This is a genomic window from Halosolutus gelatinilyticus (assembly GCF_023028105.1).
GTDB lineage: Archaea > Halobacteriota > Halobacteria > Halobacteriales > Natrialbaceae > Halosolutus > Halosolutus gelatinilyticus.
Map to the genome: position 1 here is coordinate 3,857,609 of NZ_CP095491.1, position 20,029 is coordinate 3,877,637.

The 20,029-nt window shown below is 62.9% G+C and carries 12 protein-coding genes, 2 tRNA genes and 4 rRNA genes; 12 read left to right on the forward strand and 6 right to left on the reverse strand.

Features of this window, described 5'->3' with window-relative positions:
* Positions 1–86: 86 nt before the first annotated feature.
* Positions 87–3,128: an FAD-binding and (Fe-S)-binding domain-containing protein gene (locus MUH00_RS19045; protein ID WP_247001332.1), complete on the forward strand. Its 3,042-nt coding sequence runs from the start codon at positions 87–89 to the stop codon at positions 3,126–3,128.
* A gap of 145 nt (positions 3,129–3,273) precedes the next feature.
* Here MUH00_RS19045 and MUH00_RS19050 read toward each other — a convergent pair whose 3' ends face one another.
* Together MUH00_RS19050 and MUH00_RS19055 are read right to left on the reverse strand one after the other, a co-directional pair.
* Positions 3,274–4,533: an FAD-dependent monooxygenase gene (locus tag MUH00_RS19050; protein ID WP_247001334.1), complete on the reverse strand. Its 1,260-nt coding sequence runs from the start codon at positions 4,531–4,533 to the stop codon at positions 3,274–3,276.
* 605 nt (positions 4,534–5,138) lie between these two features.
* Positions 5,139–5,687, reverse strand: coding sequence for a dihydrofolate reductase family protein (locus MUH00_RS19055; protein ID WP_247001336.1), 549 nt, complete (start codon positions 5,685–5,687; stop codon positions 5,139–5,141).
* 317 nt (positions 5,688–6,004) lie between these two features.
* On the opposite strand from MUH00_RS19055, the gene MUH00_RS19060 reads away from it, so the two are divergent.
* Both MUH00_RS19060 and MUH00_RS19065 read left to right on the forward strand, forming a co-directional pair.
* Positions 6,005–6,271, forward strand: a complete 267-nt coding sequence (locus MUH00_RS19060; RefSeq protein WP_247001338.1) for a DUF5827 family protein — start codon at positions 6,005–6,007, stop codon at positions 6,269–6,271.
* On the forward strand, positions 6,268–7,104 hold the full coding sequence (locus MUH00_RS19065; RefSeq protein WP_247001340.1) for an ATPase: 837 nt from the start codon (positions 6,268–6,270) through the stop codon (positions 7,102–7,104). The genes MUH00_RS19060 and MUH00_RS19065 overlap by 4 nt, the downstream gene beginning before the upstream one ends.
* Positions 7,105–7,126: 22 nt before the next feature.
* Here MUH00_RS19065 and MUH00_RS19070 read toward each other — a convergent pair whose 3' ends face one another.
* Complete coding sequence (locus MUH00_RS19070) at positions 7,127–7,705, reverse strand: MBL fold metallo-hydrolase (RefSeq protein WP_247001342.1); 579 nt, start codon at positions 7,703–7,705, stop codon at positions 7,127–7,129.
* A gap of 195 nt (positions 7,706–7,900) precedes the next feature.
* On the opposite strand from MUH00_RS19070, the gene MUH00_RS19075 reads away from it, so the two are divergent.
* The 7 genes from MUH00_RS19075 to rrf (MUH00_RS19105) all read left to right on the forward strand — a co-directional run bounded on the left by MUH00_RS19075 (position 7,901) and on the right by rrf (MUH00_RS19105) (position 15,135).
* On the forward strand, positions 7,901–9,130 hold the full coding sequence (locus MUH00_RS19075; protein WP_247001344.1) for a helix-turn-helix transcriptional regulator: 1,230 nt from the start codon (positions 7,901–7,903) through the stop codon (positions 9,128–9,130).
* 151 nt (positions 9,131–9,281) lie between these two features.
* Positions 9,282–9,356: transfer RNA gene (locus MUH00_RS19080), tRNA-Glu, on the forward strand.
* Between the two features lie 505 nt (positions 9,357–9,861).
* Positions 9,862–11,333, forward strand: a 16S ribosomal RNA gene (locus tag MUH00_RS19085).
* 143 nt (positions 11,334–11,476) lie between these two features.
* Positions 11,477–11,548: transfer RNA gene (locus tag MUH00_RS19090), tRNA-Ala, on the forward strand.
* A 225-nt stretch (positions 11,549–11,773) separates the two neighbouring features.
* Positions 11,774–14,694 (forward strand): 23S ribosomal RNA (locus MUH00_RS19095).
* A 134-nt stretch (positions 14,695–14,828) separates the two neighbouring features.
* Positions 14,829–14,950, forward strand: a 5S ribosomal RNA gene (gene rrf / locus MUH00_RS19100).
* Between the two features lie 63 nt (positions 14,951–15,013).
* Positions 15,014–15,135 (forward strand): 5S ribosomal RNA (gene rrf, locus MUH00_RS19105).
* The 16S, 23S and 5S rRNA genes sit together here with 1 tRNA gene alongside, the layout of an rRNA operon.
* Before the next feature lie 91 nt (positions 15,136–15,226).
* On the opposite strand, the gene MUH00_RS19110 is transcribed toward rrf (MUH00_RS19105), so the two are convergent.
* The 3 genes from MUH00_RS19110 to MUH00_RS19120 form a co-directional block, all read right to left on the reverse strand.
* The gene (locus tag MUH00_RS19110; RefSeq protein ID WP_247001346.1) at positions 15,227–15,469 is read right to left on the reverse strand and encodes a DUF7127 family protein; all 243 of its coding nucleotides are present in this window, start codon (positions 15,467–15,469) and stop codon (positions 15,227–15,229) included.
* A gap of 285 nt (positions 15,470–15,754) precedes the next feature.
* Entirely contained in the window at positions 15,755–15,913 is a 159-nt protein-coding gene (locus MUH00_RS19115) for a hypothetical protein (RefSeq protein WP_247001348.1), read from the reverse strand.
* 132 nt (positions 15,914–16,045) lie between these two features.
* On the reverse strand, positions 16,046–16,432 hold the full coding sequence (locus tag MUH00_RS19120) for a hypothetical protein (RefSeq protein WP_247001350.1): 387 nt from the start codon (positions 16,430–16,432) through the stop codon (positions 16,046–16,048).
* Between the two features lie 130 nt (positions 16,433–16,562).
* Between MUH00_RS19120 and MUH00_RS19125 the strand changes: the two genes are divergently transcribed.
* A complete protein-coding gene (locus tag MUH00_RS19125) occupies positions 16,563–16,739 on the forward strand; it encodes a hypothetical protein (RefSeq protein WP_247001352.1) in 177 nt (58 codons plus the stop codon).
* A 546-nt stretch (positions 16,740–17,285) separates the two neighbouring features.
* Positions 17,286–19,976: a phosphoenolpyruvate carboxylase gene (ppc, locus tag MUH00_RS19130; protein ID WP_247001354.1), complete on the forward strand. Its 2,691-nt coding sequence runs from the start codon at positions 17,286–17,288 to the stop codon at positions 19,974–19,976.
* The last annotated feature ends 53 nt before the right edge of the window (positions 19,977–20,029 follow it).

Sequence of the window (20,029 nt, forward strand, 5' to 3'; positions counted from 1 at the left end):
GCGTTCGCCGAGAAACCGCGAGACCGACGCGTGAAGTGTGAATCGGTGCCACAGTTTAACTACGCCCGCGTCGATTGGCGTCGTATATGGCCGTCGAGGACAGCGACGTCGGGGGCGACCAGGAACCGAGCCACGCGCGGACGGACCGCGAGACCGACGGAACCGGAGCGGCGAGTGCCGCGTCCGGACCGTCCGGACCCGGCTCGAGCGACGAATCCGGACCCGGAGCGCTGGCGCGGGCGCTCGCGGACGCCTGCCGCGGCGACGTCCGGTTCGACGAGTACACGCGCGTTCTCTACGCGACCGACGGGAGTATCTACGGCGCGGAACCGGCTGGAATCGTCTTCCCGCGGGACGTCGCGGACGTCCGGGCCGCCGTTCGAGTTGCGAGCGAGCACGACGTTCCGATACTGCCCCGCGGGGCCGGCTCCTCGCTCGCCGGGCAGGCCGTGGGCCCCGGCTGCGTCGTGCTCGATCTGTCGCGTCACATGGACGAGATCCGCGAGATCGATCCCGAGACCCGACGGGCGATCGTCCAGCCGGGGGTCGTCCAGGACGACCTAGACGACGCGCTCGAACCCCACGGGCTACGGTTCGCACCGGATCCGGCGTCGTCGAACCGGGCGACGATCGGCGGCGGGATCGGCAACAACTCCACGGGCGCCCACTCGGTGCGCTACGGCATCACCGACGCCTACGTCGAGGAGTGTGAGGTCGTCCTCGCGGACGGCTCGCAGATCCGAACCCGGGACGTCGTCCTCGACAGTCCGGAGTGGGAGCGGATCGTCGAGAAGGAGGATCGCGAGGCCGCGATCTACCGCACCGTTCGAGCGATCGTCGAGGACAACGCCGACGAGATCGATGAGCGGTATCCGACGCTCAAGCGGTGTGTCAGCGGCTACAATCTGCAAAAAGTCGTTCGGGAAGACGCCGAGGGGAACGAAGTCATCAACCTCTCGAAGCTGATCGTCGGCGCGGAAGGCACTCTGGGGGTCGTCGTCGAGGCCACGCTCTCGCTCGTCACCCGGCCCGACGAGACCGCGCTCGCCGTCTACTGCTACGACGACCTGCTCGACGCCCTCGCGGCGGTCCCCGACGCGCTCGAACTCGACGCGAGCGCGGTCGAACTCATGGACAGCGAAGTGTTTCGCCTCGCCGCCGACTCCCAGGAGTACGCCGAGTACGCGGAGCCGATCCCCGAGGGCACCGCGGCGGCGCTGATGCTGGAGTTCGATTCCGAGGTGTTCGACGACCTCACCGACGCGATCGCGACCGCGACCGATCACCTGGTTGGAGACGGGGACGGAAGCGCTTTCGAGTCGATCGAGGCGTTCAGCGAGGCGAAACGGGACCGACTCTGGAAGCTGCGAAAGGCCGCGATTCCCCTGTTGATGGGCATGGACGGCGATCCGAAGCCGTACCCGTTCGTGGAGGACGCCTCCGTGCCGCCGGCGGAACTCGCGGAGTACGTCGCGGGGTTCCAGGAGATCCTCGACGACCACGACACGACGGCCGCCTACTTCGCCCACGCGGGCGTCGGCACGCTGCACATCCGGCCCGTTCTCAACCTCAAGACCGAAGACGACGTCGAGAAGATGCGATCGATCGCCGACGACGTCACCTCACTCGTGGTAGAACACGAGGGCGCGTTCTCGGGCGAACACGGCGACGGCCTGGCGCGGACGGAGTTCAACCCCAAACTGTACGGCCCCGACCTGTGGGAAGCGTTCAAGGAGGTCAAGTCCGCGTTCGATCCCGACTGGCGAATGAACCCAGGCAAGGTCGTCTACCGCGACGACGACCCGACCGACATTCGAGAGCATCTCAGGTACGGTCCCGACTACGCCTCGCTTGAACCGACCACGGCGCTCGATTTCGAGGACGACGGCGGCTTCTCGCACCTCGTGGAACTCTGTAACGGCTGCGGTACCTGTCGCCAGACCGGGGGCGACGTGATGTGCCCCACCTACCGCGCGACCGAGGAGGAGATCGCAACTACACGCGGGCGCGCGAACCTCCTCCGGGCGGCGATCGGCGGCCAGCTCGATCCCGAGGAACTGTACTCCGATCGGTTCCAGTCCGAAGTGCTCGACCTCTGTATCGGCTGCAAGGGCTGTCAGAGCGACTGTCCAACGGGCGTCGACCTCGCGAAGCTCAAAGTCGAGGTGAAACACCAGTATCACGATCGGGAGGGGGTCTCCCTCCGCGAGCGGCTGTTCGCGAACATCGATCGACTCGCCGCCGTCGGGAGCCGTCTGGCGCCGGTCGCGAACCGCGCGGCGGGTCTCCCCGGTTCGCGGACGGTCCTCGAGAAGGCGGCCGGAATCGCTCCCGATCGATCGCTGCCGACGTTCGAACGGGAGTCGCTGGTCGACTGGTTCGCGAAGCGAGGGCCGCGGGTGGACGCCGAGTCGGCCGTCGATCGGGTCGTCCTCTACCCGGACACGGACACGAACTACTCGAATTCCGAGGTCGGAAAAGCGGCGGTCCGCGTGCTCGAGGCCGCGAACGTCCGCGTGGTCGTTCCCGAGCTCGGTCCGACCGGTCGGGCGGCCTACTCCCAGGGGCTGCTCGACCGAGCGGCGGCGGACGGACGCGCGTTACTCGACGACCTCGAGCCGTTCCTCGACGACGGTTGGTCGGTCTGCTTCGTCGAGCCCTCCGACGCGTCGATGGCGGTCGACGAGTACCGCTCGCTGCTCGACGACGATCGGGTCGAGACGCTCGCGGCGAACGCCTACGACCTCTGCGAGTACCTCGACGTCAACCGGCTCGACGAGGAGCTCCCGATCGACGCGACCGACGAGCGGGTGACCTACCACGGACACTGCCACCAGAAGGCTCGCGGCACCGACCACCACGCCGTCGGCGTGCTCAGGCGCACCGGCTACGCGGTCGACCCCGTCGACTCGGGCTGCTGCGGCATGGCCGGCAGTTTCGGCTACGAGGCCGACCACTACGACCTCTCGCGGGCGATCGGGTCGATCCTGCGGGAGCAACTTTCGGAGCGCGGCGACGACGCGGTCGTCGCGCCGGGAACCTCCTGCCGGACGCAGATCGGCGACTTCGAGGGGTACGAGCGGCCCGACCACCCCGTGGAAGTGCTCGCGCAGGGACTCGAAGAGTAGCGGGCGCGTCGCTCGAGGCCGACGGTCGGCGAGAGTCCCCGAACTACGCGGTCAGCACGGGGCGACGAGGTACCCGGATGGGCCGGCGAGATACGTAGCCGACGCGGTTTCGAGAGAACCCGCTCGTGATCCGCATCGAAGCGGCTCAGTCCGTGAAGTGCGAGCGAGCGACGGAAACGGTCCGATCGCCGAGCGCGAACGACTCGACCAGCCGCTGGACGAGACGCGAACGCGGGACCGCCCATCCGAACGCCGTCGCCGACCCGCGGACTACCTGCGGGGGAACGTACGCGCCGTACTTCAGCCAAAACGCGAAGTTGTCCGCGGCGCGCCGCTGCAGCGAGATGACGCGTTCGACGCTCGGACGCCGCCGCGTTTCGAACTCGCGAAGCGCCTGCCGGGACAGGGTACCCGCGGACTCGTCGAGAGCCCCGACGAGGAGGTCGTGAGCGACGACGGCGTCCTCGACGGCGAGGGGGTTTCCCTGTGCTCCGATCGGGCTCGCAACGTGGGCGGCGTCGCCGAGCAGCAGGAGGCCGTCACGGGTCCACGCGTCCGCGAGTCCCGGCGCGACGTCCAGAAGCGTGGTATCGCGGAAGCCGTCCAGATGGGCACCGATCGCCCCGGCGACCGCCGGATCGATCGCCGCTACTCGAGCCCGGAACGCGTCGAAGCCCGCATCCCTGATCGCGGGCCACTCGCCGTTTCGGACGAGGTAGCCGATCTGGAGTTCGCCGCCGCCCAGTCCGAAGTACACGAGGATGCCGTCGCGATCGATTCGCCCCTGGGTGCTGGCGTCGACCACCCCTCGCGGCAGCTTGAACCAGACGAGGTCGATCGGCGACTCGACCAGACCGGGGTCGATGTCGGCGCTCGAGCGAACGGTCGAGTACCGACCGTCGGCGCCCACCGCGACGGGCGCCTCGAATCGGATCTCCTGGTCGACCTCGCGATTGCGAGCCCGAACTCCCTCAACGCCGCCCGATCCGTCCCGCACGATACCCGTAACGGCCGTTGCAGGGTGGAAGGAAAAGCCGTCGTAAGTCTCGGCGCGATCGACGAGACGCTCGAGCAACGCCGGCTGCTCCATCAGCAGCGCGTAGGGATAGTCCGTCTCGAGGAGGTCGAAGTCGAGCACCGTGACCTCCTCGCCGTAGAGCGAGAACGATCCCTCGGTGACGGTCTCGTGGGCGAGATCGAGAACGTCGTCGAGGACGTCCATCTCGTCGAACAACCGAATGACGCCCGGATTCCAGCCGAACCCTCTGTATTCCCGTTCGAAGGTCGCGGCCCGTTCGACGAGCGCGACGTCCACGCCGCTCCGCGCGAGGAGGTACCCGAGAACGGCACCGCCGGGCCCACAGCCGACGATAACGACGTCAGCGCGCTCGGTTCTGTCGGCCATACCGCTCCTTCGTCCGGCGGACAGTTATAGTTCCTCTCGAAGAAGGACCGATTATGCGACGGATCGTCAGAATCTCCGGAACGCGACTACTGGCGCCGTTCGGCGCGCTCCTCGTCGATCGATGCTCTCGCCTCCTGCGTCGACTCCGCCACCGCTAAATATCGGCGAGTTACGCGCCGTCTGCGTGCATTCAAAACAGTGATACGTAAGTGGATCTAACAGGAACGAACTGTGCGAGAAACGGTCTACCGAATCGGCATCGGATTGTATCTTCTGTGGCTTCTGTCGGTGGTACTGCTCATCCTCGGTCGGTACTCGTTCGTCCCGCTGTTCGATGTCGTCCGTACCAGTGTCGTGTTTGGCGCGGCCGTTCTGACCCTCTTTGGTGCCGGTCGACTGGCCCGAACCGGCTATCGTCGACTCGCGAGGTGAGGGGGTCGCAGGATGCACGTACCGAGTTCGTATCGCCCGTCAGAGGTACTCCGCGAGCAGGAGAGACGACTCTTGTCGGCTTTTCCACGGGGCGGCCGCTGCGAAACGCATCTCGAACGGCACACCTGCCGAGCGCGCTTACTGATAACCGGCGGGATCGTCGGGAACGCGGTTCAACCGGTCCGTTCGTCCCCGCGGTACGCCGGCCGATAACAGTGAAGGACGTTACCGTTTTCGAAGGGGCGGGTGCGCTCGAGGGTCAACTCGAGATCGTCGACCAGCCCGTCGAACAGCGTCCGTCCCTCGCCTAACAGGATCGGATTCACCATGATTCGGAGTTCGTCGACCAGTCCCGCCTCGAGCATCGAGACCGTTAGTTCGGAGCTGCCGAAGATCGCGAGGTCGTCGCCCGGCTCCCGTTTGAGTCTCGCGACCTCCTCGATGACGTTCCCCGTTACGAGTCTCGCGTTGTTCCAGTCCGCTTCGTCCAGGGTCGTCGAGACGACGACTTTGGGTTTACTGTTCATCCGATCGGCGACGGCGGGCGCGTCGGCGGAAGCGTTCGGCCAGTAGCTCACCATCCCCTCGTACGTGACCCGCCCGAACAGGAGCACTCCGATCTCGTCCAGTTGTTCGACGGCGAATTCGGTGAACTCGTCGTCCACGTTGTGCCAGTCCAGTTCGCGGTTCGGCCCCTCGAAAAACCCGTCGAGTGACACCATCTCGAAGGCGAACAATTCGCGTTCGAAATCCGTCACGGACGACCGTCGGGAAGCGCGAGTTCCGTCGTTCGCCATAGTGCGACTACGCGTTCTGACTAGATAAGGCACACCGTCCGTACGGCGACCCCGTTTCGAACGGATCGTCGAGGCGTCCACCGTACGCTCGGCCGCGAACAGCGCAATCTCTCGCAGACAGTACCGCACCGAACGTCGCGACCGCCCCGACGACGGAAGCGCTCGCCATCGGATCGTGTTCGGCCCGTTGCTCCGCCTCGGGATCGGTGCGGTCTTGTGGCGTCGCGTCGATACGTTCGGTCATGCCAGTGCCGAAATCCGAGTTCGATCGGCTCCCACCCTGTGACTTCTACACGCCGGCGGAGCTGCTCGAGGACGACCAGATGTACACCGTCTACGAGATCGCCCGCCTGTTGCAGGGGCTCGACCCCGACGCGGAGATCGATCGGGAGACCGAGGATATCCTGCTCGACTGGGCGATCCCCTGGATCATGACGAACGCCGACGACCTCGTGGTCGCCGAACCGCGAACCGACGACGAGCCCGGCTACTACGGTCTGGACGAATGATCCTCCTCGTGGTCGGTGCCGATCGCGTCGACGCGGGCAAGACGACGTTTTCGGTCGGACTGCTCGAACGAACCGGCGCCGCGGGGTACAAGCCGCGAGCCGGCAACGACTACTGGTTCGACCACGACGACTGCCGGACGGCGCTCGCGGACGGCCGCCTCTACGGGAAGGACGCGGCCAGCCTCGCCGCCGCGGAGGGGCGCGACAGCTCTCCCGAACGGCTCAATCCCGTCCACAGACTGTGGCGGCCCGCTCCCGGCGGCGGAACCGGGTTGCTCGGCCGATCGGACCGCGAGTTCCTCATCGATCGAGTCGGCCGTCCGGGGACGGACCTGGGCGTGACGTACGTTCGAAACGCGACCGTCGACCTCCCGGACGCGATCGCCGACGCGCTGTCGCTCGCGGAGGCCGTGCCGGTCGAGACGATCGACGACTTAAACGTCATCATGCGACAGCGGTACGTTCCCGCATTCGAGAACCTCGCAGCAGAGATCGAGACCGCGGATCTCGCGGTGGTCGAATCGTACGGCGATATCGCACGCCCTCTCGACGCGCTCGACCCCGCCGCGATCGCCGCCGTCGCGGTCGTCGAACCCGGACGCGCCAGAATCTACCCCGGAAACCGATACTGTCGCGCCTGCGAGGTCGCCAGTTCCAGCCCGAGAGACGGCTACCTCGAGAAACGCGTCCCCGACGTCTGCGAGTACCTGGAACCGGTCGATCGCGTCCGATTGCCGCCGCTAGGAAGCGACGGGCGATCGACGCCGGAACTGATCGCCGACGCCTACGAACCGGCGTACGATGCGCTGTTAGACGCCGCGAGACGCGTCTGATCCGCATCGAGAATTCGCGTCCCTACACCTGCCGCGCCATCTGTGCCGACAGTTCGACGTGATCGTACGGGTCTCGCGTCACACTCGGTCCGTGGCCCGTGTGCATCTCCCCGAGGTTCTCGTCGATCCGCTCGAGGAGCCGATCGATGCTCTCGATCAACGTCGCCCGATCGCCCTCTTCGAGGTCCGTACGACCGAAACTGCCGTTCTGGAAGACGAGGTCGCCCGCGAACAGCACGCCCGCGTCAGCCGCGTAGAAGCACAGATGATCGTCCTTGTGGCCGGGCGTGTGCAGTGCGACGTACTCGTCGTCGCCCAATCGAACGACCTCCTCGTCGCCGATGGCGTGATCGACTCCCTCGATCGACGCGTCGTACCCCCAGGCATCGACGTCGAAGGCGTCTTTTACGGCGTCCAGGTTGCCGACGTGATCCGGATGGGTGTGCGTGAGTACGACCGCATCGAGGTCGTCGACGCGCGATCGGATCGCCCCGGTGACGTCGAAATTCGCGCCCGGATCGACGACGACGGTTCGATCGCCCGTGACGAGATAGACGTTACTCGTGAACGCCTGGACACTCTTCGCGAGGTTAGTGATCATGCTCGCGGATAGACGGTCGACCCGCTTGTGCGTATCGACGTGGCCACCGACGATCTCCGGTTCGGTTCCGCGACGAACGCGTCCGCGACGGCCTCGTACGTCACCGAATCGGACGGAGTAGGCTGTAAACGGGCCGTTACCGTACGATAACCCTATTCACAAGGATTTTTAGCTTCGGCACGTAGTGATAGACGAATGATTCGGCCGGGCTTTGTTGGATTCGTTGCTCTCATCGTGGTCGTGACGGTCGCCGGTGTCGGCGGGCCGATGGCGATCGCAGGCGCAACCACCGCTCCACAGGACGATCCCAACTCCATCTCTTCCTCCGCTGCCGTCGAATCGGCGGCGTACACCTTGGCCGATAGTCAATCGCAGGAATTTGACGAGACGAAGTTCGAGATCACCGTCTACGAGAACGGCACCGCGACGTGGACGTTCCGATACGAAAAAGAACTCAACGGGTCCGACGAAGAGGACGCCTTCGAGACGTTCGCCGAGCGGTTCGAGAACGAAGAGACTCCCCTCTACGATACCTTCACGAGTATGGCGGACAACCTGACCAAAGCAGGTGTCGCCGAAACCGATCGAGAGATGGAGGCGAGCGATTTCAACCGGAGCGCAGGAGTCGAAGAGCAATTTCCGGGCGGCAACCAGATTGGCGTCGTCGAAATGTCGTTCACGTGGGACGGGTTCGCAGCCGTCGAAGACGGCTCGGTCGTCGTCGGTGACGTGTTCCGCAACATCAACCTCGGGCCCGATCAGCAGATCGTCGTTCGAGCGGGCGGTAACCTCGTCTTCGAATACGTCGCCCCGGACGACGCGCGGTACGCCACCACCGATCTCGAAGACGCCAACGAAGTGGTGTGGTTGGGCGAACAGGAGTTTCTCAACGGCCACCCACGGGTCGTCTTCGACGATCCTGCGGTCGACAGCGGGCACAACGCGGACGGCCCCCTATCGACGCTGACCGACGGCGAGAATTCTCTCCCGTGGCCGCTTCTCCTGCTCGTTGTTTTCTTCGGCCTCGTCGGCGCAGTCGTCTGGTACCGGTGGACCGACCGCGACCGATCAGCGGGAGACGACGCGGCCGCCCCGTCGTCGGGTCCGCCCGCAGCGCCGGATGAGACAGCATCCGCCGGCGACGAACCGGGGACGAGCGCCGACGCATCGACGGACGACGTCCTTCCCGACGAGGAACTCCTCACCGACGAAGACCGGGTCGTCAAGCTCATTCGCGAGAACGGCGGCCGGATGAAACAGGTCAACATCGTCGAGGAAACCGGCTGGTCGAAATCCAAGGTCAGCATGCTCCTCTCGGATATGGAAGACGAAGGCACGATCAGCAAACTTCGCGTCGGTCGCGAGAACATCATCAGCCTCGAAGGGTTCGAACCCGAGGCTACGAAGTCACCCTTCGAGGAGTAGCCGCGTTCGTTCGACGAGTTTCCCGCCTCGATCGACGCGTCCCCGTATCGCCCCAGCGAGCCGACCGTGCGTGTTATCGTCGGTCACTCCAGAAACGAAACGGAATGCTTAAACATCGCTCCGCGCTACGAACGAATGCGAAACGACGCACGCTCCGATAGTGTAGTCCGGCCAATCATATTGCCCTCTCGAGGCAATGACCGGGGTTCAAATCCCCGTCGGAGCACTTCTTCGAAAACTACGCCCTGAGATATCTCCCATCTGTAAATATTGGGTATCTACCGTATTATAGAACCATCGTCGTGGCGATCAGGGAGGTCCGGAGCGTTGAGCAGTCTACGTATCGTTTTCCTGGCTGTTCGGTAAACCAGTTTACCTGGTGTACCGGGATGTGAGCGGGACCGAAGCACGTCGGGTCCCTGCGAGGGGTCCGTCCGCCGGGTGATCGATTCGGTACCAACCCGTCGTCTCGCCGAAACTGGGCGTGGTATTCACTACCTTTGAAATTGTCGTTCGACGGCCTTAAGTACCAACCAACGATTCGATATGAGTACGAAGGAAATGAGGACCCTCCCCCTGCGGTCCGCCGTACAGAGGGGGTCTGATGTTAGCCTCGACAGTTCGGTGACGCCCGATCGGTCATCCGATCCGCGTTATCGAACGATTGGACCATTAGTGTGAGTGTGTACCAACATTCACCGCCAACCCCCCGAGTTCGCTCGGGGAATAGCATTCCGGTTGATCCTGCCGGAGGTCATTGCTAGTGGAGTCCGATTTAGCCATGCTAGTCGCACGAGTTCAGACTCGTGGCAGATAGCTCAGTAACACGTGGCCAAACTACCCTCTGGAGCGCACTAACCTCGGGAAACTGAGGCTAATGGCGCATACGGCTCGATGCCTGGAAGTGGCTCGAGCTCGAAACGCTCCGGCGCCAGAGGATGTGGCTGCGGCCGATTAGGTAGACGGTGGGGTAACGGCCCACCGTGCCGATAATCGGTACGGGTTGTGAGAGCAAGAGCCCGGAGACGGTATCTGAGACAAGATACCGGGCCCTACGGGGCGCAGCAGGCGCGAAACCTTTACACTGCACGACAGTGCGATAAGGGGACTCCAGGTGCCAGGGCATATCGTCCTGGCTTTTCACCACCGTAAGGTGGTGGTGGAATAAGTGCTGGGCAAGACCGGTGCCAGCCGCCGCGGTAATACCGGCAGCACAAGTGATGACCGCTATTATTGGGCCTAAAGCGTCCGTAGCCTGCTGCACAAGTCCGTCGGGAAATCTGCTCGCCCAACGAGCAGGCGTCCGGCGGAAACTGTGTGGCTTGGGACCGGAAGATCCAGAGGGTACGTCCGGGGTAGGAGTGAAATCCTGTAATCCTGGACGGACCACCGGTGGCGAAAGCGCTCTGGAAGGACGGATCCGACGGTGAGGGACGAAAGCTAGGGTCACGAACCGGATTAGATACCCGGGTAGTCCTAGCTGTAAACGATGCCCGCTAAGTTTGGCACAGGCTACGAGCCTGTGCTGTGCTGTAGGGAAGCCGAGAAGCGGGCCGCCTGGGAAGTACGTCCGCAAGGATGAAACTTAAAGGAATTGGCGGGGGAGCACTACAACCGGAGGAGCCTGCGGTTTAATTGGACTCAACGCCGGACATCTCACCAGCACCGACAGTATGCTGTGAAGCTCAGTGTGATGAGCTTAGTGGAGCTACTGAGAGGAGGTGCATGGCCGCCGTCAGCTCGTACCGTGAGGCGTCCTGTTAAGTCAGGCAACGAGCGAGACCCGCACTCCTAATTGCCAGCATGACCCTTGTGGTCGATGGGTACATTAGGAGGACTGCCAGTGCCAAACTGGAGGAAGGAACGGGCAACGGTAGGTCAGTATGCCCCGAATGTGCTGGGCTACACGCGGGCTACAATGGCCGAGACAGTGGGACGCCACCCCGAGAGGGGGCGCTAATCTCCGAAACTCGGTCGTAGTTCGGATTGTGGGCTGAAACTCGCCCACATGAAGCTGGATTCGGTAGTAATCGCGCCTCAGAAGGGCGCGGTGAATACGTCCCTGCTCCTTGCACACACCGCCCGTCAAAGCACCCGAGTGAGGTCCGGATGAGGCCCCGATAGGGGTCGAATCTGGGCTTCGCAAGGGGGCTTAAGTCGTAACAAGGTAGCCGTAGGGGAATCTGCGGCTGGATCACCTCCACAGACCGGGACCACCCCGACGGGGTGGCCCACCACGTCCAACCGTTCGATCGACCGTCGCATGGCCGATCGGGCACCTTTGAACTGTCGAGGCTAACACTTGCTCCTCGCTCGACCGGGCCGATCGCTTCGGTTGGGGAGGGTGGGCCCATAGCTCAGTGGTAGAGTGCCTCCTTTGCAAGGAGGATGCCCAGGGTTCGAATCCCTGTGGGTCCATGTCTCGGAGCGGATCGAGATCGAGTCCCTTAAGTGGGACAGACGTCTTCGATTCACTCCGAACGAAACCGATGCACCATCCCGCGCAAGCGTGGGTGGGAAGGGTTAATGCACGCTTGGCAGTCTCCAAGCGTGCAGATGAGACCGTGTGTACGTGTAGTCCAGGCGTCCACTGGACCCGTTCCCGGGTCACTCAGTTGCACTTCGGTGCAACACCAGATCCGACGAACGTGGCTACTGTGCCAGCTGGTGGATCGCTCGGCTCGAGAGCTGAAGAAGGACGTGCCAAGCTGCGATAAGCCTCAGGGACCCGCATGGAGGGAAAGAACTGAGGATCTCCGAATGGGAATCCCCACCGCAATTGCTTCGCGCAATGGGGAACGTCGAGAATTGAAACATCTTAGTATCGACAGGAAAAGAAAACGAATGTGATGTCGTTAGTAACGGCGAGTGAACGCGACCCAGTCCAAACCGAAGCCCTCACGGGCAATGTGGTGTTCGGACTGACTCTCATCAGCAGAACGTCTTCGAGAAGTCTCTTGGAACAGAGCACGAAACAGGGTGACAGTCCCGTATTGAAAACTAGTATGCTGTGTGTCAGCTCCAGAGTAGCGGGGGTTGGATATCCCTCGTGAATTCCGCGGGCATCAACCGCGAAGACTAAACACTCCTCGAGACCGATAGCGAACAAGTAGTGTGAACGAACGCTGAAAAGCACCCCGAGAAGGGAGGTGCAATAGGGCGTGAAATCAGTTGGCGATGGAGCGACGGGGCATACAAGGTCTCGTACGAAATGAATCAGGCGCGAGCCTGTAGTAAGAAGTACGGGAAGCCGGTGTTCCGTCGTACGTTTTGAAAAACGAACCAGGGAGTGTGCCTGTTTGACGAGTCTAACCCGATCATCGGGGAAGGCGTAGGGAAACCGACATGGCCGCAGCACCTAGTGTGAGGGCCGCCGTGTTCAAGCGCGGGGAGTCAAACGGGCACAACCCGAAACCGGACGATCTACGCAAGGGCAAGGCGAAGCGTGGCGAAAGCCACGTGGAGGCCTGTTAGCGTTGGTGTCCTACAATACCCTCGCGTGACCTTTGTGTAGGGGTGAAAGGCCCATCGAGTCCGGAAACAGCTGGTTCCAACCGAAACATGTCGAAGCATGACCTCCGCCGAGGTAGTTCGTGAGGTAGAGCGACGGATTGGGGGACCGCACTCCGAGAGGAGTGTGCCCCCCTGTCCAACTCCGAACTTACGAACGCCGTTCGACGCGGGGAGTCCGGTGCGCGGGGTAAGCCTGTGTACCGTGAGGGAGACAACCCAGAGCTGGGTTAAGGTCCCCAAGTGTGGATTAAGTGCGATCGAAGGTGGTCGCAAGCCCTAGACAGCCGGGAGGTGAGCTTAGAAGCAGCTACCCTCTAAGAAAAGCGTAACAGCTTACCGGCCGAGGTTTGCGGCGCCGAAAATGATCGGGGCTCAAATCCACCACCGAGACCTAGCGGCGTGTGTCACAACACGATCCCGTAGGTTGGCGTTCCGTTCGGGCGGAAGCATGGTCGAGAGATCATGTGGACCGTGCGGTAACGAAAATCCTGGTCATAGTAGCAGCGTGAGTCGGGTGAGAACCCCGACGGCCGAACGAGTAAGGGTTCCTCAGCAATGCTAATCAGCTGAGGGTTAGCCGGTCCTAAGTCGTACCGTAAGTCGAATACGACAAATTGGGAAATAGGTTAATAGTCCTATGCCAGTGTGCACTCAAAGCCGACGCTTTGGGGCCGCCTGAGCTGGGCCTTCGCCCAGTCGAACAGTCGAAGACCGTGGAAGCCGTAATGGCACGAAGCGATCGAATGGCTGGATAGCGCAAGTCAGGTCAACCTAGAGCCCGTGAAAAGGCGAGCACACTGTCCGTACCGAGATCCGACACAGGTACTCGTGGCAGCGAAAGCCAAGGTCTGTCGGGAATAACCGACGTTAGGGAATTCGGCAAGTTAGTCCCGTACGTTCGCAATAAGGGATGCCTGCCTCGGAAAGAGGCAGGTCGCAGTGACTCGGGCGCTCCGACTGTCTAGTAACAACATAGGTGACCGCAAATCCGCAAGGACTCGTACGGTCACTGAATCCTGCCCAGTGCAGGTATCTGAACACCCCGTACAAGGGGACGAAGGACCTGTTAACGGCGGGGGTAACTATGACCCTCTTAAGGTAGCGTAGTACCTTGCCGCTTCAGTAGCGGCTTGCATGAATGGATCAACGAGAGCGCCACTGTCCCAACGTTGGGCCCGGTGAACTGTACGTTCCAGTGCGGAGTCTGGAGACCCCCAAGGGGAAGCGAAGACCCTATAGAGCTTTACTGCAGGCTGTCACTGAGACGTGGTCGCCATTGTGCAGCATAGGTAGGAGCCATTACAGAGGTGCGTGCGCTAGCACGTCGCCCAGGCGTCACTGAAATACTACCCGATGGTGACTGCGACTCTCACTCCTGGCGGAGGACACTGGTAGCCGGGCAGTTTGACTGGGGCGGTACGCGCTTGAAAAGATATCGAGCGCGCCCCAAGGTTTCCTCATCCGGGTCGGAGACCCGGAACAGAGCGCAAGAGCAAACGGAAGCCTGACAGTGTCCTGCACAACAAGGGACGCTGACGCGAAAGCGTGGTCTAGCGAACCAATTAGCCCGATAGATGCGGGCAATTGCTGACAGAAAAGCTACCTTAGGGATAACAGAGTCGTCACCCGCAAGAGCACATATCGACCGGGTGGCTTGCTACCTCGATGTCGGTTCCCTCCATCCTGGCCGTGCAGCATCGGCCAAGGGTGAGGTTGTTCGCCTATTAAAGGAGGTCGTGAGCTGGGTTTAGACCGTCGTGAGACAGGTCGGCTGCTATCTATTGGGGGTGTGAGGTATCTGACGGGAACGTTCGTATAGTACGAGAGGAACTACGAATGGGTGCCACTAGTCTACCGGCTGTTCGAAAGAGCACGTGCCGGGCAGCTACGCACCACGGGGTAAGAGCTGAACGCATCTAAGCTCGAAACCCACCTGGAAAAGAGATACCGCTGAGGCTGCTCCTAAAAGAGGAGTTCGATAGACTCGGGGTGTACGCACCAAGGCAACGAGGTGTTGAGCCCGCGAGCACTAATCAGCCAAGCCACACAATCATACATTACGTTACATTGGATCTGCACTGGCCCGGAAACGGGTCCAGACGTAAACTGGACTACACGCACATTACGGTCACATCACAACCAACCGATATTGGCATGATCGCGGTTCGATTCCGCGAATCGGCGTTACGGCGGCCACAGCGGCGGGGATCCTCCCGTACCCATCCCGAACACGGAAGATAAGCCCGCCTGCGTTCCGGTCAGTACTGGAGTGGGAGACCCTCTGGAAACCCCGATTCGCCGCCGACCACTCATACTAATCCACCATTACCGATCGTGGTCTGACGGCGGTTCGATTCCGCCGATCGGTCTTACAGCGGCCACAGCGGCGGGGATCCTCCCGTACCCATCCCGAACACGGAAGATAAGCCCGCCTGCGTTCCGGTCAGTACTGGAGTGGGAGATCCTCTGGGAAATTCGGTTCGCCGCTTCCATTCATACGTATATTCGTAGCAATTAGAGCTATCAGTAGTTACGCCGAGGCGGCAGTCAAAACCCAACAACGTCGATCGCGAAGGCGGCCGATCAACCGTTGATAGTCAACACGCCGTCGTTGACCGTGACGTCGTTCGCATCGGCCGGCACGTCGAACTTGAACTGGGTCTCGTCGAAAACGACGGTTGCCGTCCCGGCGCTGACATCGAGATTCGGATCGCTGACGGGTCCAAAATCCACGGCGATTACAGTCTCGCTGTCGTACTCGCGGGTGGTGATCATGACGTCGTCTCGGTCTCCGACCGCGTCTCGCAGTTCTCGTGGCGGTTCCATAGCTGCGGTTCACGGGTGCCGGCCGTAAACGTCGTGCAGGAATCTGCTCCCTGTTGACCCCGATCGGAACATGTCACTCGAAAATCACGACGCCGACGCGGCGACGATCGCGACGCTGACGGACCGGAAGCTCGAAAACTCCCTCGAATCGACGCGGGGCGGTGACCCGGCCGTCCCCGGCGAGGCTGGACTCGAGATCACCGCGCTGACGGAGGCCGCGTACCGGTCGGCCGAGGAGGGTCGCGCGATTGACGAGGCGAGAGCAACTCGCAGACCGCTCAGCGCTCAATACCCGCCGCTGAATACGACGAGGTCCCGGAAGACGTCGCTGAAGATCACCAACAGTACCGCTGCGAGAATAATGAGCGCGAGAAACGTGAAGAAGATGATCGCCGCCTGACGGCCGGTTAGCGCTTCGCCTTCGAGGAGTTCGTCGAGGTCCATAGTCGAGTATCTCCCTCCCCCGTGAAAAACCGTAGGGCCGTCACGTTCGCGTCGGTACCGGGCCGGTATGCTTCCGACTGCGGCGGAATTCCGACGAACCGCCGTTATCGATCGGTCGTCCGCTCTCGATCGTCAGTCGTCGTTCCGTCGGGTTCCGGTTCGATGCCGGTGGACTCCGCCGGTTCTCCGGGCACGTAGTCGGTGTCGGACGGGTCCGATCCTGCGGAGCGATCGGCTGAGCGGGCGTTCTCGCCCGAGGCTCCCGTCGCGACGGCCCCCTCGCCGAATCCCGCCGAGCTCGATCGCCTCGTCGGTGACTCGGCTGACGCTGTCGTCTCCGAGGGGAACGGGGTCTTCGGAATCGTGCTGCCAGGCGAGGGCGGATTTGACCGAACCTGTGGCGTCCGGATCGGGGTCGACAGCGGTTTCGTCGTCGACGGCCACGACGGTGCCGAGTACCTCACCGCTTTCGCTCTCGACGCGTTTTCCGATGTCGTCGACGGTAAAGGTTGGACTCATCTCCGCGGTAATAGCGCCGTCGGCTGGAAACACGCCGTGCCTGCAAGCCCCGGCCAAATCCGGTTGATCCGGGTTCGATCGGCGGGACGCGAACCGCATCCGTTATCCCCGACCGTCCCCGAGAACGGGTGTGACTCCCGCCGACCAAACCCCTCCAGAACACGAGCCGACCCTACGGAGTCGTAGCTACCGCATCACCGTCGACGGCGGGCGCGACTCGTTCTTCGCCCTCAGTATCGAGGACGCGGAGTGCGAGACGGCCTGGCTCATGTCGGATACCGTGTTCGCGCTCGAGCAGATGCGATAACCGCCGCGGCGGGTACACCCCGTCTGATCGTCGCGAACCGAGCGGGCCGATCGCTCGGTACCGGACCCGATCGCGTCCGTTCGGCTTCCGCCCTCGTCCCGGTGTTCGATCTCGCGGCGATCGCATTCGAACCGACCAGCCGCGTCGAACGCCGACAATATCGCCCGAGAGTGACGCGCATTCGCGGACCGAAAATATTGCCGACAACGGCCGCGCGGGAGCCATTCGGGGCGGCGACCGCCGCCGATCGTCGACGCGACGGACACTGTACCTTAGTCACAATTATATTGAAAATGAATGCCGCTGTGCGTGCGCATTCGGCGTGCCGGATCGAATATTATGTTTATTTTTGACTGAAATAGGACTCGTTCTACGCGAGGCGGACGAAATCGGGCGTTCGCGCGCGGCCGGCCTAAACCATCAATACAAGCACGTGTTTTCGGAAGTTCACGTTGGCGGAGCGACGGTAATTATCACGGAAAACGATGAGTAAGACTGTGAGTCCATGACATGGGGATTTTTAGCGTCGGGCGCGTACGGCCGGATATGCCACTCCATAACAGGGACGTACGTCAGGACGTCCGCGAACTGGGGGCGCTGTTGGGGGAGGTCCTCGAAGACCAGACCTCTCGACGCGCCTTCGAGACGGTCGAATCGTGTCGCCGGGCCGCGATCGATTACCGGGCCGACGAACTGGACTCGCGCGAGCCGCTCGTCTCGGAACTCGAGGGGCTCTCGCCGCACGAACAGCGGATCGTCGCACGCGCGTTCACGACCTACTTCGAACTGATCAACCTGGCGGAAGAACGCGAACGCGTCCGCTCGATCCGGACGGAATCCGACGAGGGAACGCTCGAGGACAGCCTGGAAACGGCGGCCGAAGAGCTCGGCGAACGCGACCTCGAAACCGTTCGCGAGATCCTCGAGGACGTGCTGATCGAACCGACGTTCACCGCACACCCGACCGAGGCCCGTCGGAAGACGGTCAAGTCGAAGCTCCGGACGGTCGCGACCCACCTGGAGACGTTAGACGAACGGCTGCTGACCGAGAAGGAGGCGGCCCAGGTCTGGCGGGACATCGACGCCGAGGTGACGAGCCTCTGGCAGACGCCCCAGGTCCGCCGCCGCCAGCCGGAACCCGAGGACGAGGCCCGGAACGTCCAGTGGTACCTCGAGAACACGCTGTTCGACGTCGTCGGCGAGGTCTACGACGAACTCGCGGACGCGATCGACGAGGAAGTCGAGGGCGACCTCGAGATCCCGAAGCTGTTCGAGTTCCGATCGTGGGCCGGCAGCGACCGCGACGGGAACCCGTACGTCACCCCTGAAGTGACGGCGAACACGCTCGAACGACAGCGGGAGGTCGTCCTCGATCGGTATCGAGAAGAGCTCAAGCGGCTCTCGGGCGTCCTGAGCCAGGATGGAAGCCGGATCGACGCCGGCTCGGCGTTCCAGATGTCCCTCGAGGAAGACCTCGAACGGCTCCCGGGAAGCGCCAAGATGGCCGAGGAGCGGTACCCCGGCGAGCCGTATCGGCAGAAGCTCAAGTTGATGCGCGAGCGCTTGGAACGCGTCGGTGACGTCCGACCCGGCGGCTACGACGACGTCGACGAGCTGCTCTACGACCTCGAACTCATCGCCGAGAGCCTCCGGACCAACGGCGCCGAACGGGTCGTCGAGGCTCACGTCGACCCGATCCGCCGCCAGGTCGCGACCTTCGGCTTCTCGCTGGCCAGCCTCGACCTGCGCGAACACCAGGAGAAACACACCGACGCGATCGCGGAGGCCCTCGAGAAGCAGGGCATCGACTACCGATCGCTCTCCGAGGAGGAACGCGTCGACTGGCTGACCGACGCGGTCCTTCAGGACGAACCCGTCATCGATCTCTCCGACATCGAGGGGCTCTCCGACGCGTCGGTCCGCGTCCTGACGCTGTTCGACAGCCTCGCCGAGTGGCAGAGCGAGTACGGCGTCCACGCGATCGACACCTACTGCATTTCGATGAACGACGAGCCGAGCCACGTCCTCGAGGTGCTGTTCCTCGCCGACCAGGCGGACGTCATCTCCCTGCCGGAACACTGCGGGATCGACATCGTCCCGCTGCTCGAGACCGAGTACGCGCTGTCGGGCGCTCGTCGGATCATGGGGACGCTCTTCGAGAACGAGGCCTACTCGCAGGCGCTCGAAGCCCGCGGGCGTACGCAGGAGATCATGCTCGGCTACTCCGACTCGAACAAGGAGAACGGCTTCCTCGCGGCCAACTGGTCGCTGTACAAGAACCAGCGCCGGCTGGGCGAGATCTGCGACGACTTCGACGTGACGATGCGGCTGTTCCACGGCCGCGGCGGCTCCATCTCGCGTGGCGGCGGCCCGATGAACGAGGCGCTGCTCGCGCTGCCGAACTCCACCATCACGGGGCAGGTCAAGTTCACCGAGCAAGGCGAAGCGATCGCCGAGAAGTACGGGAATCCGCGCATCGCCGAGCGAAACATCGAGCAGATGCTCAACGCCCAGCTCCGAGCCCGGCTATACGCGAAGGAACAACCCGAAGCGGAGATCCCGGAGGAGTGGATCGAGGCGATGGAGACGATGGCGGATACGGCCCGCCAGGAATACCGCGATCTGCTCGAGAGCGACGGTTTCGTCCAGTACTTCGAGCAGGCCACGCCGATCACCGTCATTGAGGACCTGGACCTCGGCTCGCGTCCGGCCTCCAGAAGCGGGGAGCGAACCGTCGAGGACCTGCGGGCCATCCCGTGGGTGTTCTCGTGGACTCAGTCCCGGTGCATCCTGCCCGGCTGGTACGCGATCGCGACGGGCATCGAAGCCTACCTGGACGAGGGCGGCGATATCGAGACCCTCCAGGAGATGTACGACGAGTGGGCGTTCTTCCAGACGACGCTGGACAACGCGGCGCTCTCGCTGTCCCGAACCGAACTCGAGATCGCCGAGCAGTACGCCGACTTGGCGGACGAAGAGCTTCGCGACCGGTTCTTCTCGCGGCTGACCGACGAGTACGAACGGGCGGCCGAGCTGGTAAAGGAGATCGGCCAGCGCGACGAGTTGCACACGCGCGATTGGCTCGGCGAGAACCTCGAACGACGCAACCCCTACGTCGACCCGCTGAACCTGCTCCAGACGTACCTGCTGGATCAGACCCACCGGACGGACATCGAGGAGCGAACCCTCCGGCTCACCGTGAAGGGTATCGCCGCCGGCATGAAGAACACCGGGTAATCCGGCGATCGCCGATCGGCGTGTTGCCACGCCGAGCCGGATCGAGTTCTCTC